We start from the raw sequence: 14,417 nt of genomic DNA, 5'->3' as shown, positions 1-14,417 counted from the left end.
TTCCAGCCCCGAAATGCACCTATTTGCGCGAAGCTGTGTCAGAGTCTTCGGCGCCGTCAGGCGCAGCCGGGGTTGCATCCGCGGCCGCGGGCTGAACCGGAACGACGACCGGCTCCGACACGTCACGGGTCGTGCCGACGACATCCGGATCGACGACCGTTTCGCCAATTGGCTCGGGCTCGACGACGGGTTCGACCCCGGGTGCGGGTGTGGAGGGTGCGGGCAGATCCGTCGTTGCCTCCGGCGCCGGCGCAGGACCACCGACCAGCAGGGGCAGCATGTCCGACGGCAAGGTGCTGGTCTGGGACGTGGCACCTGTTGCAGGCGCGACCCAGGCCATGCTGTCGAAAGCCTCGCAGGACACGCAGACCGGAACCCAGGCCGCATGAACGGTGCCGCAATTGTCGCAAACCCACTGCGGCCCGCGCGACGCGCCCAAGGCCTTTGCCAGCCATCCGCGCACCACGGCCTCGGACGCGCCTTCGCCGCGCTCGATGGCAGCCATCAGGGACAGGGCGCGCGCCGACGGGTCGGTTTCATAAAGGGTTCCCAGGGCACGACGTGCGGCGGGGAAATCCTCGGCAGCGAGATGCAGCTCCGTTTCGAGCATCCGTGTCTCGGAGGCGTTCGGAACGATCTTGAGCAGCGCCTGAAACCGGCGAACGCGCGCGTCCGGTGTCTCGTTCGGTTCGATGTCGGCAAAGACGGCCGCCAGATCCGGATGCTGCGTCTTCTGCCACGCCGCCTTGATGGTCTTTGCCGCGCGACGCTTTTCGTTGCTGTCGATCAGCATCCGGGCAGCCAGAACGGCAGCCGGGACCAGTTCGGGGGACAACCGGTTGGCCTCCAGCGCTTCGGCGCGGGCCTTGTCCGTGCTGCCCGCCGCCAACTGCGCGCGCGCTTCGGCAAGCGACAGAACTGCCTCGCGCCGCTTGTAGACATCCTTGGGCAGGGCACCGGACTTTAGCTTGGCGGACAGAACGCGGCGCGCGCCGTCCCAATTTTCATCGCGTGCCTGCAGGCGCAGCAGGGTGTCCTGCGTCGCGACATGCCGCGGCTTCAGGGCGAACGCCTTTTCGGCCAGCTTCATCGCCGTCTCGGTATCGCCCTCGTCCAGCTTTTGCTGCATCAGGCCGCGCACGCCGACGAACCGGGTCTTGTCGTGCTGAACCAATGTCTTCCACGCTTCGAGGGCACGGGCCTTGTCGCCCGCCGCCTCGGCCGCCTGTGCCACCAGCAAGGTCGTCACCTCGGGGCGTTGCAGATACTTCTCGGCCTTCTGCGCCTTGACGCTCGCCTCGCGGGCTTCGCCGGACGCGAGGGCGATCAGCGAGTCGCTCAACGCATCATACCCGCGTCGTTCGCGGTTGCGGTCGAAGTAGCGTCCGATAGCCGTGTCATCGCCGTTGATGAATTTCAAAGTGGCGATCAGCAGGCCGGCCAGCTTGAACGCCACGTAGAGCGCCAGCATGAGGACGAGCAATCCGATCAGCACCAGAAGTGGCGACAGGACGTATTCCTCGCCGGCGAACCGGATCACGACCTCACCGGACATGCCAAGCAGGGCCTGGATCCCGAAGGCCAGTGCCACGACGATGGCAACGAACAGGAGGATCTTGAAAAGCGACCAAAGCATTAAGGGATCCTCACTCAGTCTCTAGGTAGTCTTGCAGCGCGGATTGCGCGGCGACGCGGGCCTGTGCCCGTTCTGTCCAGGGGGCCAGCACCTCGGCCGCTTCGGGGGGCAACGCGTCCAGTTCGGCCAGCGCCGTCTCGACATCGCCATTGCGCAGGGCCGCCTCGGCGCGGCTTAGCACCGCATCCGCGTCGCTGCCTTCGCGCGGTTCCAGCGACCGGGCGCCCGTCTGACGCCGCAGGAACGCGGTGACGGGGTTGCCTTCGGCCGGTTCGACCCGCCGCGCCTCGGCCAGCGCGCCCCGGGCCAGATCGGGAAAGTCCGAAGCGAGCGTCTGTGTCGTTGCGACGCCCGTGTCAGCGGCATCTGCCAAGGCAGGCGGGACATCCCCGCCCAGCACCGACAGAGGATCGGCAAAAGGCTGTCCGGTATCCACCGCAAGGCGCAGTTGCGTCGCAGCGGCCTCGCGCGCGAGGTCCTCGGCGGTGGCCTCGACACTCTCGGTTTCGGCGGCGAGGGCATCCAGCGCCTCTTCGACCGCGCTCACACGCTCGGCAAGGCCCTCGACAGGTGTCGGCAGCGCATCGATCCGGTCCCCAAGGGCCGCGATATCGGCACGCATATCGCCCAGCGCGTCGATTTCCGCCCGCACGTCCGCCAGCGCGGTATCGACGTTTTCCGAGATCCGTGCAGACAGATCGGGGCCGGCGTCAGCAGCAGGCGCACCGCCCGCGCCCTCGCCCGGAGCATCCGTTTCAAGGGCCGCTATGCGGGTTTCGAGGGCGTCGATCCGATCGGACGCCGTGGTCTGCGCGGCTTCGATTCCGGACAGGTCCGGCCCCTCACCGACGGGCGCCGAAGACATGTCGGCGATCCGTGCCTCCAACGCGTCGATTCGGGACATATCGGCCTCGGGCGGGGCGGCGGGCGGCATGACGAAGGTGGGGATCGCATAGCCGATTGCCCCTGCTACCAGCCCGCCAAGAACCAGCGGCACGAAACCCGAACCGCGCTTTTCGGTCGTGGCAGGGGCGGTTGCGATCAGCGGGGTCGCCTCACGTTCGGGCGGGGGCGCGGCGGCATCCTCCGCGCCGGTGGTGCCGTTCTTCGTCGTGTCGGGGCCGGCGGCATCATCCGCACCGATCACCTCACCATCCAGTGGCGCAGGCTGATCCGTCGTGGCCGCCGCATCTGGTTCGATGGTGTCCGAGCCGCCTGCACCGGTCGCGACCGTGTCGTCTTCGACGGATGGGTCGACGTCCTTCTTGTCCGCCGCATCCCCATCCTTGTCCGCCGTGTCCCCATCGACAATGACCGCGTCGTGGATCTTCGAGGGGCTCAGGGCATCCGCTTCGGTCTTCGTACCCTTTTTCGGGGGCGCGCCGTCCGAAGCGACAGGATCGGGGGTCTGACCTTCGCCAATATCGCTGTCCGTGGCGGCGACACTGCTGTCAGGCGTGGCGTCTGGTTTCGGTCCCTTGGGGTCCGGTTTCGTCGTCTCGGTTTTGTTTGTCTTGCGCGCCAACGCGTTCCCTCCGACTCAGCAGTGCCGGGCATCGATCCCGGGCGGGCCATTTACACCTAGTGCGATCCCGCCTGCCCCTCAACCGCCGATACGCCCAGCGCGTTCCCGATTTCCCGCAACATGGCCTGCCCATCGGGCTGTTCTGCGACGCATGCCCGTATCGGCAGCATATCAGCGACCGCCCGGCTGAGGGCAATGGGTCTGACGCGGCTCCAGTCGTCTGGCGGACATTGCGCGGCAAACAGGGCCGCCGTCCGGGGCGAATAGAGCGGCACCAGAACCGGTCCCCGCCGCAGGAGGGACAGCGCCGCCTGCGAGAGCGGCAGCGCGTCCTGATGGTAGATCACCGCATCCGTCGCCCGCAGCCCCCGTGTGCGCAGGCCGGCGGCAAGGTCTATCCGCTGAACCGCACCGCGCAGGTGCACAAGGGCCGGCGCATCGGAGGGGATCGCCTGCACCAGGGCGGCGGCATCGGGTGCAGTCCCCCGAAGGCGCAGGCCCGCCGCCGTCGCCGCAGCAGAGGTGCGGGGGCCAACGCACCAAACCGGCAAACCGGCCGGACCGGCCAATCCACGATAGGCCGCAACCCCGTTGGGCGAGGTGAAGATCAGGCCATCGGCCAGATCCGGAAGGCTGTCCGCGTGCCGTATCCGCAGCAAAGGCGAGGTGACGACCTCGATGCCCTGCCTCGTCAGGCAATCCGCCAGTTCGGCAGAGGCGGCGGCGGGCCTCGTCAGGAGCACGGAGCAGGGCGGCGCGGATGGCGGCATTGTCAGCCCCTTTCCCGGCAACTAGATGGGGCGTAACTCTGGACCCCGGCACGCCATGGCACAAGACCTGACCCTTCTCGGGCTCGAAAGCTCCTGCGATGATACCGCCGCTGCCGTCGTCCGGCGCGACGCGACGGGGCGCGGCACAATCCTGTCATCGGTCGTCCTGGGGCAAGACGACCTGCATGCCGCCTTCGGCGGTGTGGTCCCCGAAATCGCGGCCCGCGCCCATGCCGAAAAGATCGACATCGCCGTCGAACGCGCCCTCGCCCAGGCGGACCTGTCCCTTGCGGCCTGCGATGCGATCGCGGTGACGGCGGGGCCCGGCCTGATCGGCGGGGTGCTGGCGGCGGTGATGTGCGCCAAGGGGCTGTCGGCCGCGACCGGCCTTCCCCTGATCGGGGTCAACCACCTTGCCGGCCATGCCCTGACGCCCCGTCTGACGGACGGCGTTGCCTATCCCTACCTGATGCTTCTGGTGTCGGGCGGCCATTGTCAGTTCCTGCATGTGGCGGGGCCCGACAGCTATACACGTCTTGGCGGCACGATCGACGACGCCCCCGGCGAAGCCTTCGACAAGGTGGCCCGGTTGCTGGGTCTGCCCCAACCGGGTGGTCCGGCGGTCGAGGCCTGCGCCGCGGAAGCGACCGGAACCATCCGTCTTCCGCGCCCGTTGCTGGACCGGCCGGGGTGCGACATGTCCTTTTCCGGACTGAAGACGGCCGTTCTGCGCAAACGGGATGCCATCGTTGCCGAACATGGCGGATTGCCCCGCGCCCTGCGTGCGGACCTGTGCCATGGCTTTCAGACCGCCGTCGCGGATGTTCTGGCGGAAAAGACCCGGCGCGCCATAGCCGCCACGCCGGGGATCACCGCGTTGGCCGTGGCCGGGGGCGTGGCGGCGAACCGCACGTTGCGCACGGCGTTGGAGGGGGTCGCGGCCCCCCTGCCCTTCATCGCGCCGCCCCTGCGCCTGTGCACGGACAATGCCGCGATGATCGCATGGGCGGGGGCCGAACGGTTTGCGTCGGGACACCGTGATGATCTGACCCTTGCCGCCCGCCCGCGGTGGCCGTTGGACCGGGTTAGTGCGCCGATGCTGGGGTCGGGCAAGCGGGGGGCCAAGGCATGATCGGGGTTCTGGGCGCGGGGGCCTTCGGCACGGCCCTTGCCTTGGCGCTGGCCCACCGCGAACCGGTGCACCTGTGGGGACGCGACGCCGATACCATGGCGCGCATCGCGGTCGAACGCACGACGCCTCGCCTGCCGGGCGTGACCCTGCCAGGGATGGTCACCGTCACGGGCGACATCGCGGCGCTGTCGGCGTGCCGGATCCTGTTGCTGGCGGTGCCGATGCAGGCATTGGGGGATCTGATGCCCGCCCTGACCGGCCTGCGCCCGGAGGTGGCGGTTGCGGCCTGCAAGGGGATCGACCTGACGACATTGCGCGGCCCGACTGCCCTGATTGCCGACGGGCTGCCGCAGGCGATCCCGGCCATCCTGTCCGGGCCCAGCTTTGCCGCCGACATCGCGCGCGGCCTGCCGACGGCCCTTTCGCTGGGCTGTGCGGATGACGGGATGGGACGAGAGGTGCAGCACGCCCTGTCGACACCGGTCCTGCGTCTCTATCGCACGACGGATGTCGCCGGGGTCGAGGCGGGCGGTGCCCTGAAGAACGTCATCGCGATCGCCTGCGGTGCCGCCATCGGGGCGGGCCTTGGCGATTCGGCGCGTGCTGCCCTGATGACCCGCGGCATGGCAGAGATGCAGCGTCTTGCAGGCGCCTTGGGCGCGCGTCCCGAAACACTCATGGGCCTGTCCGGCCTCGGCGATCTGGCCCTGACCTGTGCCAGCCCGGCATCGCGCAACTTCGCCCTCGGGCTCGCACTGGGCCGCGGCGACCCGCGACCGGCGGCCACGACCGAAGGGGTTGCCACCGCGGATGCGGCCCTGCGGCTGGCGGCGGAGCGGGGCCTTGACCTACCCGTGACCGAGGCGACAGCAGGTCTTGTGGCTGGCCGCCTTACGGTCAAGGATGCGATGACCGCGCTGTTGACGCGCGACCTGAAAACGGAAGTTACGACATGATGCACGCCCTGATCTGCACCGACAAACCCGGCCACCTCGAGGTGCGCAAAGCCAACCGGGAGGCGCATCTTGCGCATCTGCGCGGCGACAGCCGCGTCGTGCAGGCCGGTCCGTTCGTGAACCTGGCCGGAGAGATGGCCGGATCGCTGATCATCTTCGACACGGATGACCGCAGCCACGTCGAGGCTTTTGCCGCCGCCGATCCCTATGCGCAGGCCGGCCTGTTCGAGGACGTGCGGATCGAAGCCTGGAACCGCGTCATCAACGCGTGACCCGCTGGCTGTTCAAATCAGAGCCCGGCGTCTGGTCCTGGTCCGATCAGGTCGCCAGGGGTGCAGAGGGCGAGGAATGGGATGGTGTGCGCAACTATCAGGCGCGCAACATCATGCGGCAGATGGCACAGGGCGATCTCGGCTTCTTCTACCACAGCCAGGATGAGAAGGCCGTTGTCGGCATCGTAGAGGTATGCGCCACGATCCACCCCGACAGCACCAGCGATGATCCGAAATGGGAATGCGTCGACATCCGCGCCCTGCGTCCGTTCGTCCGCCCCGTGACCCTTGCGGCGATCAAGGCCGATCCCGACCTGTCGGAGATGGTTCTCGTGCGGAACAGCCGGCTGTCCGTGCAGCCCGTGACCGACGCGGAATGGCGGCTGATCTGCGCGATGGGCGACACCGCCCCCTGACGCTACGGAACCGATCGGGGCAAGCCGCGTTGACTTTCCGCAGGAGGGTTAGCAATGACCGTTAGACGCATCATACTGGTAGAACGTATCCGACACGACCCGTTGGCAGGGTCCCTGACGGGTGTCGCCATTCGACGAGAAGCGGGCGGACTTGTCAGCCGACACCGGATCACGACCTCGGTGGATGCACCGGCGCTGACCCATGCGCAGGCAACGGAACGCCTGCTCCAACGGGCAGAACACCTCTGACGACGGCGACCGGGACTTCGGCCCCGGACTGGACAAGACGCCCGGCGCCCCCTACCCCGCGCCAGACCCTGTTCCAGCCGGAGTATGCCAGATGTCCGACGACCGCCTGATTGCTGCCCTCGATGTGCCCGACGCCCTTGCCGGCCTGCAATTGGCCGAAAAGCTGGGCGACAGCGTCTCCTTCTACAAGATCGGTTTGGGCATGTTGACCGGCGGGGGCCTCGCCCTTGCGAACGAACTGAAGGAAGAGCATGGCAAGCGCATCTTCCTCGACATGAAACTCTTCGACATCGGAAATACGGTCGAGGCGGCCGTGCGGGGCCTTGCGCAGTTCAAGCTGGATTTCCTGACGGTGCACGGTGATCCGCACGTCGTTCAGGCTGCGGCCCAGACCAAGGGCGACATGAAAATCCTGGCCGTGACCATCCTGACATCGCTGGACCGCGCCGATCTCGATGCCGGGCTGATGGTTGCCGGCGACATCCCGGACCTTGTCGAGACCCGTGCGGCCCGTGCCTTCGAGGCGGGCGCCGATGGGGTCATCGCCTCTCCGCAGGAAGCGGCGATGATCCGCGCCCTGCCGGAAGCGGCGGGCAAGCTGATTGTGACGCCCGGTGTCCGCCCCGCAGGTGCCGATCTTGGCGACCAGAAGCGCGTCTCGACCCCCGAGAGCGCGATCCGCGCGGGCGCCGACCATATCGTGGTCGGCCGCCCGATCCATCGCGCGACCGACCCGGCACAGGTCGCCCGCGATATCGTCGCGTCCCTGCCTTGACGCCAAGGCGGGGCCGTTCCGGACACTGTCAGGGTTACTGAACCGGATCCACGCGTTCCAACCCGTCACCGCTGGGCAGCGTGATCTTGAAATCGTCCGTTACCGCCGGGCTGTCATCGACCATCGCCAGAAGGTTCGGAAAGATGAAGACGATCAACAGGATGCCGACGGCAATCGCAATGGCGAGGCCGACGTAGTAGCGGGGCTTGGACTTTTCGGGAACGGGGGCGGATTCGGGTTCGGTGACCATTGCACTCTCCTGTCATTGGGTTACCGGCCCAACGTTCAGGAAAGATGCGGGGTTCCTGCGTCAATCGTTCACGTCCTCATCGAAGGTCGTGGGCCGCGCCCCCGGCGGACCGAACGCCGCCCGCAAGCCAAGCCAGGCCGCCAGTGACAGCAGCGCGAACAGCAAAAGCAGGCTGGCAAAGCCATAATCGCCGGCCATGGCCGTCAAACCCCCAAGCGTGCCGGTCAACAGACCCAGACCGACAAGGCCCGCCCCCATCGCGAACCCCAGCAGGATGAACCCCGGCAGGATCATTTCCGCCACGGCCAGCGCAATTCCCGCCAGCATCCAGGCCCACCATTCCATCCAGATCACGAGCCGCGCCCCTTGAGCATCTTGAACGCCTCGCCAAAGGCATCGAGCGCCGATGCGGGAACGACGACCGTCTGCGATCCCTGCGAGGTGCCCAACTTCGTCAACGCCTCGACCTGCTTGAGGGCGACCTGATACTGCGCCGCCTCCAGACCATTGTCGGCAATGGCGCGGGCGACGACCTCGGTGGCATAGGCCTCGGCATCGGCGGCGATGCGGCGGGCCTTGGCGGTCTGTTCGGCTGCATACAGCTCCGCATCCGCATTCAACTCGACGGCGCGTTTTTCGCCCTCGGCCTCGGTCACTGCGGCCCGGCGGGCCCGTTCCGCGTTCAGCTGCTGCATCATGGCCGCGCGGGTCTGCGCGTCGAGGTTCACGTCCAGAATCTCGGCGCGCGTCACCTCGATCCCCCAATCATCGACCGCGTCGGCCACCTGCGTCTTGATCTTGGCGATGACGGTGGCGCGATTCGATTGAACCTCATCCAGTTCCATCATGCCGATCTCGGCCCGCACGATGCCAGCGACCGTCGTCGCGATGGCCGCATCGACATCGCGAATGCGGTAGACTGTCCGTTCCGGCGACAGGATGCGGTAGAAGACGCTGGTCTCGACCTGCACGAGGACGTTGTCCCGGGTGATCGCGTCCTGACTGGCGTTCGGCAACTGCCGCTCGAGGATCGAGACCTTGTGCGCCACCTTGTCTAGGAAGGGCACGATCAGGTTGATCCCCGGTCCCAGAACCGACCGCAAGCGGCCGAACCGCTCCACCACGAACTTCTGTGACTGGGGCACGATCCGGACCCCCAGCATGATGCAGACGATGACGAAGATCGCCACAGCGATCAGCACCGCGTTGTTGCCGAGGAATCGCAGCAATTCCTGTTCGATGTTCATCAGGCCCCCCCAAGATTGACCTTCTCAGTGCTAGGCCCCGCGTGACGCCAAGGCAATGATGCGTGGGGCCATGGTGGTGCGCATCATGCCCCGGTTCCGGTCGTCCACCGGGCGGGGTATGATGCGCCATGCCCGCACTGTGCCGACAATGCCTGACCCAATTCGACGACGCGCGCCGCTGTCCGGCCTGCGGCAGCCCCCGTGTGACCGTGCACCCCGAACTCTTCGACCTGAGCATCGCGCATATGGACTGCGACGCCTTTTATGCCTCGGTCGAAAAGCGCGACCGCCCCGAACTCGCCGACAAGCCGGTCATCATCGGGGGCGGCCGTCGCGGCGTGGTATCGACCTGCTGCTATGTCGCGCGCATTCGCGGCGTGCGGTCGGCGATGCCGATGTTCAAGGCGCTGGAGCTATGCCCCGAGGCCGTCGTCCTGAAGGGACGCATGTCCCTGTATGTCGAGGTATCGGCGCAGGTGCGCGCCCTGATGGAGGAACTGACCCCGGCCATCGAACCACTGTCGCTGGACGAAGCGTTTCTGGACCTGACCGGCACCGCCCGCCTGCACGGCGCCCCGCCCGCCGTGATGCTGGCGCGACTGACCAGGCGAATGCAGCAGGAGATCGGGATCACGGGCTCCATCGGGTTGTCGCACAACAAGTTTCTGGCCAAGATCGCCAGCGACCTCGACAAGCCGCGGGGCTTTTCCGTGATCGGTCGCGCGGAAACCGCCGATTTTCTGGCCGACAAGCCTGTCGGGATCATCTTTGGCATCGGGGCTGTCGGACAGGCATCCCTGAAGAAGGCAGGCATCGAGACGATCGCGGACCTGCGCCGGTGGGAACGCGCGGACCTCGGGCGTCGGTTCGGGTCCATGGGCGACCGGCTCTGGCATCTGGCCCGCGGAGAGGATCGCCGCCGCGTCAGCCGCAACAGGCCGGTCAAATCGATATCAAAGGAGACGACGTTCAACGAGAATACGGATGATGCCGATATCCTCGATGGTCACCTTTGGCGCCTGTCGGAACAGGTCAGCGCCCGCGCCAAGGCAAAGGGCATGGCCGGGCGGGTCGTGACCCTGAAGTTGAAGCGCGCCGATTTCTCGACGATCACCCGGCGCCATGCCGTCTCGGACCCCACGCAGATCGCGGATCGCATCTATCGCGAGGCACGCGGCCTGTTCGATGCGGTCGGACGCATTGGCCCCGTGCGATTGATCGGGGTCGGGATCTCGGACCTCGTACCCGCAGACCTCGCGGACCGCGCAGGCGACCTGTTGGACCCGAACGCCGCACGCCGCATCGCCGCCGAAAAGGCGACGGATGCGATCCGCGCGCGGTTTGGCGACGCCTCCATCGTCAAGGGGCGCGCCCTGAGATAAGGGCGCACCCTGTGCTAGGCCCGCGCCGGGCCACCCTTCCTTCGGGCGTGATCAGTCGAACATGTCCGGCTGTGTGCGGACCAGGTCGTCCCAGATCGGCTGAAAGTGCAGCCATCCGATATAATCGCTGCCGACGTGTTCGCGGGAATACCGGGCGCGGTCAGGGGACACCAATGTCGGCGCATGACCGCTGGCGTCGATGGCAAGCTGCTGCTGACAGCAGCGCTCCAGCGCGATGAACCAGAAGGCCGCCGATTCGATGGAATGGCGGCTCGCGGTCAACAGGCCATGGTTCTGATGGATTGCGGCCTTCACCCCCTTGAATGCGGCTGAAACGCTGCCCCCGGCGCGCGTTTCGACAGCCACCTGCCCCGCCTCATCCTCGATCACGACGTGATCCTCGAAAAAGGCGCAGGCATCCTGCGTGATCGGCGGCAACGGTCGCTTGAGAGAGGCATAGGCCGTGCCATAGGTCGTATGCGCGTGGCACATCGCGACGATGTCGGGATGATCCTCATGCACCGCACCGTGCAGAACGAAGCCCGCCTGGTTCACGGCATGGGTTCCCTCGACGACATGGCCCCTGTGGTCGACGAGGATCAGGTTCGACATCTTCACCTGTCGGAAGTGAACGGCCATCGGGTTCGTCCAGTACAATTCCGGATGCTCCGGGTCGCGGATCGTCAGGTGACCGGCAAACCCGTAGTCGAACCCCTGTAGCGCGAAGGCCCGGCAGGCGCCGACGAGGCGCTCCTTGAGATATTGCCGTTCCTCGGCCGGTGTCTCGAACGTCGGGCGAACGGGAAACGTCAGCCCCTCCTGCGTCGGCTGATAGATCGATTCGCGACTTCCCAGATCAAGCATGTCATCCTCCTCCAAACAGCTCGTCAGGACAGGATATCACATCGCGGGCAGTGGCCGGGTGCTATTCCGCGGCCAGTCCGCGCCGACCGCTCGTCAGATCGCAGATCTGTGAAATCGCTTCGGTCATCAGGCTGCGGATGGAGTCGAAGCGCCCGTTGGGACGGATCCGCGCCTCATCCATGTAGAGCGCGCGGTCGATCTCGATCTGAATCGCATGACGTCCGCGAATCGGCTTGCCGTACTGCTGCGTCATGTAGGCACCGGCAAACGGCGCATTGCGCGCGACCCTGAAGCCGAGCCCGCGGAACACGGCCTCGACCTCGTCCACGATATGCCCATGCGCGGAGGACCCGAAGCGGTCGCCCAGAACGATTTCAGGCGTGCCCGCCGCGCCACCGGTCCCCTCGATCGCCTCATGCGGCATCGAATGACAATCAAGCAGGATGCCGTGCCCGAACTGGGCCTGCGCATTCGCCAGAAGTGTCTCCAACTGATCGTGGTAGGGGTGCCAGAACGCCGCGATCCGGGCCTCGGCTTCGCTGCGCGGGATCTTGCCGTGATAGATGGCCCGCCCCTGCGCCACGACGCGCGGGATGACACCAAGGCCGGAGTTGACGCGCGGGTTGGCGGCGCCCCGCGGGACGCCTTCGATCACCGCGGGGTCGAGTTCGGTCGGCGCGCGGTTCAGATCAAGAAAGGCGCGCGGCATCTCAGCCGTCAGAACCGGGACACCCAATGCCGGCACCCGGTCGAGCAGCAGGTCCACATAGGCATCCTCGGACGACCGGATGCGCTCCGAATCAAGCACGGTGCGGGACATGAATGCCCAATCGTATGTCCGGCCCGAATGGGGGGATGCGACCACGACAGGCGCGGTGACCACCTTGGGCTGGTGCAGACGGAAGGGATGGCGTGCCATTGGCTTCATGCCTTTTCTCATGACAGATATTCTGTGTCGAAAACAGTCGAAAGCCCCCTTGCACGGGGTCGTGAAAGGCACTATCCACCGCCCACCAACGCCTCGGGGGCCTCAGGGTTTCCTGAATACGCCGGGGAATAGGGGTGATTAGCTCAGCGGTAGAGCACTTCGTTGACATCGAAGGGGTCACTGGTTCGATCCCAGTATCGCCCACCATTCCCGCCTTTCCCAGAAAGGCGGTTCGCCGTCCTCAGGTTTGAAGGACACGTTTTTTCTTGGGGCGTCACCCCGCAGGCAATAGGAGAGCAGCCATGAAGGTTCGCAATTCCCTCCGGTCGCTGAAGAACCGGCACCGCGACTGCCGCGTCGTGCGCCGCAAGGGCCGGGTCTATGTCATCAACAAGACTCAGCGTCGGTTCAAGGCCCGTCAGGGCTGATCCGTTTATCGGACGAAGTTCGGGCCGCTCCTTCGGGGGCGGCCTTTTTCGTTTGAGGGCCAGTTCGCGATGCACGCCAGGTTCGACGGGTGGTGGCGCGACCGGACACCTTGACCCTGTCACCGCGTCTGTCGGGGTCGGCTTGGCCCATCCTCCCGAGGTCCGGCGCCGAAGCGACGGGAATCGCCCGGCCAACGTTTCGCTTCCCGGCCCCCCGACAGGATGCTGCGACTGCGTGCAGTGAAGCACCGCTTTGCATACCCTTGCATACGGAAACCTAAAACGAAAGCTAACGAAACCCGACGATCTGGACCGTCATTCGCTTTTTGGTTGAGGTCCTGATTTGGCGGGCGCTCAAAGGACACTTGCACCAGAGCCCACGAAATAAGGGGTTTCATCACACTACGTTCATGCAAAACCGCCTTCCCGCAGCTGACGACAATCGTTAACGGAACATTAACCTTCTGAGTTCAGTTGTTCGGATGTGGGGGCGTTGTTGCGGAAGATACAATGCCGAAAGTTATGAAAACCGTCGCGTTGTTCACGAGTATCTGTTTGTTCACCATGCCTGCTCTTGCCGACAATTTCGGCGATGATGACTGGAACATGACACTTTATGATAACTGCGAGTTGCCGGGTGGTAAGAACCACTACGACCTCGCAAAAGCAGACAGCGTATACTGGTCTGACAAGACGAAGGCCGGTGACTCCAAACTGAACTTCAAATTGCGCCGTGGCGATATCGGCGGTTGCAGCTCCGACAAGAAGCGTCGGCACGGGGCCCCTTTCTGGGAACGCGCCGAGCTGAAGGCACGGACGGGTCTGGCCGATGAGATGGTCCACAAGATCTCGTTCGAAGCGACCTTCGTGAAGGGTTTCAACGGCAAACGTGAGACGTTCTTCCAGATCCACGGATGGTCGAATTCCTGCCCGTCTGCACCTTGGCTGATGATGAAGTTCTCGCATCGCAAGATGGAGATCGAGGTTCTGCGCGGCGCCCACGAAGGCAACGAAGACCTCGACACCGGCCATCGTGGCGAGATGGTCTCCATCCTCGACAACGGCCCCAAGATTGCGGACCTGAAAGGTGTGGCGCAGAATTTCGAGATCAGGCTCGACCGCACGGTCTATCCTGCGGAAGTAAGCGTCTCGATGAACGGCAAGGCGGTCATTCCGACCACCCAGATCGAACATGAGACCTGCGGCGATCCGACGGTCAAGCTGGGCATCTATCGTCCCGGCGAAATCAACCCCGGCACATCGCACATCGCGTTCGACGACGTGAAGGTTACCTCCGTAGGAAGCATTCAGGTCAGCCAGCTGCAGTAATTATCAAAGAGCATCCATTTATTTTCAGGATTTTGAGCGCCTAACCAGACGCACATATGGACATTACATCAATCGGGCCGATGACTTGGTCGGCCTTGAAAACAAACGTGGTGATTTCCACGCCGCGAAAGGACATTGAGACCACAAGATCAGACGATTTCGGCAACCGGAACATTGGTTCGCGCGGCCTTCGGCCCGCCGATCCTTCGAAGCCGCCCATCACCCGGACGCAGGGCAGCGACCAACCCCGTCCGGGCA

General features: G+C 65.6%; 17 protein-coding genes and 1 tRNA gene. 10 read left to right on the top strand and 8 right to left on the bottom strand.

Annotated elements, in window-relative coordinates; genetic code table 11:
• Positions 1–19 precede the first annotated feature (19 nt).
• The 3 genes from V6N07_RS12520 to V6N07_RS12510 are packed head-to-tail and all read right to left on the bottom strand — an operon-like array spanning position 20 to position 3,904.
• Positions 20–1,636: a heme biosynthesis HemY N-terminal domain-containing protein gene (locus tag V6N07_RS12520; RefSeq protein ID WP_371156639.1), complete on the bottom strand. Its 1,617-nt coding sequence runs from the start codon at positions 1,634–1,636 to the stop codon at positions 20–22.
• Between the two features lie 10 nt (positions 1,637–1,646).
• Positions 1,647–3,161: a COG4223 family protein gene (locus tag V6N07_RS12515; protein WP_371156638.1), complete on the bottom strand. Its 1,515-nt coding sequence runs from the start codon at positions 3,159–3,161 to the stop codon at positions 1,647–1,649.
• Between the two features lie 56 nt (positions 3,162–3,217).
• Entirely contained in the window at positions 3,218–3,904 is a 687-nt protein-coding gene (locus V6N07_RS12510; protein ID WP_371156637.1) for a uroporphyrinogen-III synthase, read from the bottom strand.
• 82 nt (positions 3,905–3,986) lie between these two features.
• Here V6N07_RS12510 and tsaD point away from each other — a divergent pair, with 82 nt between their 5' ends.
• The 6 genes from tsaD (at position 3,987) to pyrF (ending at position 7,731) form a co-directional block, all read left to right on the top strand.
• Positions 3,987–5,063, top strand: a complete 1,077-nt coding sequence (gene tsaD / locus V6N07_RS12505; RefSeq protein WP_371156636.1) for a tRNA (adenosine(37)-N6)-threonylcarbamoyltransferase complex transferase subunit TsaD — start codon at positions 3,987–3,989, stop codon at positions 5,061–5,063.
• On the top strand, positions 5,060–6,019 hold the full coding sequence (locus tag V6N07_RS12500; protein WP_371156635.1) for an NAD(P)H-dependent glycerol-3-phosphate dehydrogenase: 960 nt from the start codon (positions 5,060–5,062) through the stop codon (positions 6,017–6,019). The genes tsaD and V6N07_RS12500 overlap by 4 nt, the downstream gene beginning before the upstream one ends.
• Complete coding sequence (locus V6N07_RS12495) at positions 6,016–6,291, top strand: YciI family protein (RefSeq protein ID WP_371156634.1); 276 nt, start codon at positions 6,016–6,018, stop codon at positions 6,289–6,291. Before V6N07_RS12500 ends, V6N07_RS12495 begins: the two co-directional genes overlap by 4 nt.
• Positions 6,288–6,707, top strand: a complete 420-nt coding sequence (locus V6N07_RS12490; RefSeq protein WP_371156633.1) for an EVE domain-containing protein — start codon at positions 6,288–6,290, stop codon at positions 6,705–6,707. Before V6N07_RS12495 ends, V6N07_RS12490 begins: the two co-directional genes overlap by 4 nt.
• 54 nt (positions 6,708–6,761) lie before the next feature.
• Entirely contained in the window at positions 6,762–6,956 is a 195-nt protein-coding gene (locus V6N07_RS12485) for a hypothetical protein (RefSeq protein ID WP_371156632.1), read from the top strand.
• Positions 6,957–7,047: 91 nt separating this feature from the next.
• Positions 7,048–7,731 (top strand): orotidine-5'-phosphate decarboxylase, encoded by a 684-nt coding sequence (gene pyrF, locus V6N07_RS12480; protein ID WP_371156631.1) that lies wholly within the window; start codon positions 7,048–7,050, stop codon positions 7,729–7,731.
• A 34-nt stretch (positions 7,732–7,765) separates the two neighbouring features.
• Here pyrF and V6N07_RS12475 read toward each other — a convergent pair whose 3' ends face one another.
• From V6N07_RS12475 to V6N07_RS12465, 3 genes are read right to left on the bottom strand one after another with little or no spacing between them, the layout of a single operon-like run.
• Positions 7,766–7,981 carry a hypothetical protein gene (locus V6N07_RS12475; RefSeq protein ID WP_371156630.1) on the bottom strand — a complete coding sequence of 72 codons (216 nt, stop codon included), beginning with the start codon at positions 7,979–7,981 and terminating at the stop codon, positions 7,766–7,768.
• 60 nt (positions 7,982–8,041) lie between these two features.
• Entirely contained in the window at positions 8,042–8,326 is a 285-nt protein-coding gene (locus V6N07_RS12470) for an NfeD family protein (protein ID WP_371156820.1), read from the bottom strand.
• A gap of 5 nt (positions 8,327–8,331) precedes the next feature.
• The gene (locus tag V6N07_RS12465) at positions 8,332–9,228 is read right to left on the bottom strand and encodes an SPFH domain-containing protein (RefSeq protein ID WP_371156629.1); all 897 of its coding nucleotides are present in this window, start codon (positions 9,226–9,228) and stop codon (positions 8,332–8,334) included.
• Positions 9,229–9,356: 128 nt separating this feature from the next.
• Here V6N07_RS12465 and V6N07_RS12460 point away from each other — a divergent pair, with 128 nt between their 5' ends.
• Complete coding sequence (locus V6N07_RS12460) at positions 9,357–10,610, top strand: DNA polymerase IV (protein ID WP_371156628.1); 1,254 nt, start codon at positions 9,357–9,359, stop codon at positions 10,608–10,610.
• 51 nt (positions 10,611–10,661) lie between these two features.
• Here the strand turns inward: V6N07_RS12460 and V6N07_RS12455 are convergent, their stop codons facing one another.
• Together V6N07_RS12455 and V6N07_RS12450 are read right to left on the bottom strand one after the other, a co-directional pair.
• Positions 10,662–11,474, bottom strand: coding sequence for a class II aldolase/adducin family protein (locus V6N07_RS12455; protein WP_371156627.1), 813 nt, complete (start codon positions 11,472–11,474; stop codon positions 10,662–10,664).
• Positions 11,475–11,535: 61 nt separating this feature from the next.
• Complete coding sequence (locus tag V6N07_RS12450; RefSeq protein ID WP_371156626.1) at positions 11,536–12,393, bottom strand: N-formylglutamate amidohydrolase; 858 nt, start codon at positions 12,391–12,393, stop codon at positions 11,536–11,538.
• A 141-nt stretch (positions 12,394–12,534) separates the two neighbouring features.
• Between V6N07_RS12450 and V6N07_RS12445 the strand changes: the two genes are divergently transcribed.
• The 3 genes from V6N07_RS12445 (at position 12,535) to V6N07_RS12435 (ending at position 14,159) form a co-directional block, all read left to right on the top strand.
• A tRNA-Val gene (locus V6N07_RS12445) sits at positions 12,535–12,609 on the top strand.
• A 95-nt stretch (positions 12,610–12,704) separates the two neighbouring features.
• Positions 12,705–12,830 carry a type B 50S ribosomal protein L36 gene (ykgO, locus tag V6N07_RS12440; protein ID WP_005850168.1) on the top strand — a complete coding sequence of 42 codons (126 nt, stop codon included), beginning with the start codon at positions 12,705–12,707 and terminating at the stop codon, positions 12,828–12,830.
• Between the two features lie 564 nt (positions 12,831–13,394).
• Positions 13,395–14,159, top strand: coding sequence for a hypothetical protein (locus tag V6N07_RS12435; RefSeq protein WP_371156625.1), 765 nt, complete (start codon positions 13,395–13,397; stop codon positions 14,157–14,159).
• The last annotated feature ends 258 nt before the right edge of the window (positions 14,160–14,417 follow it).

Source organism: Jannaschia sp. 2305UL9-9, assembly GCF_041403465.1.
In the GTDB taxonomy this organism is placed as follows: domain Bacteria; phylum Pseudomonadota; class Alphaproteobacteria; order Rhodobacterales; family Rhodobacteraceae; genus Jannaschia.
The sequence above is the reverse complement of the archived record's forward strand: the minus strand, read 5'-3'. Positions and strand labels throughout refer to the sequence as shown.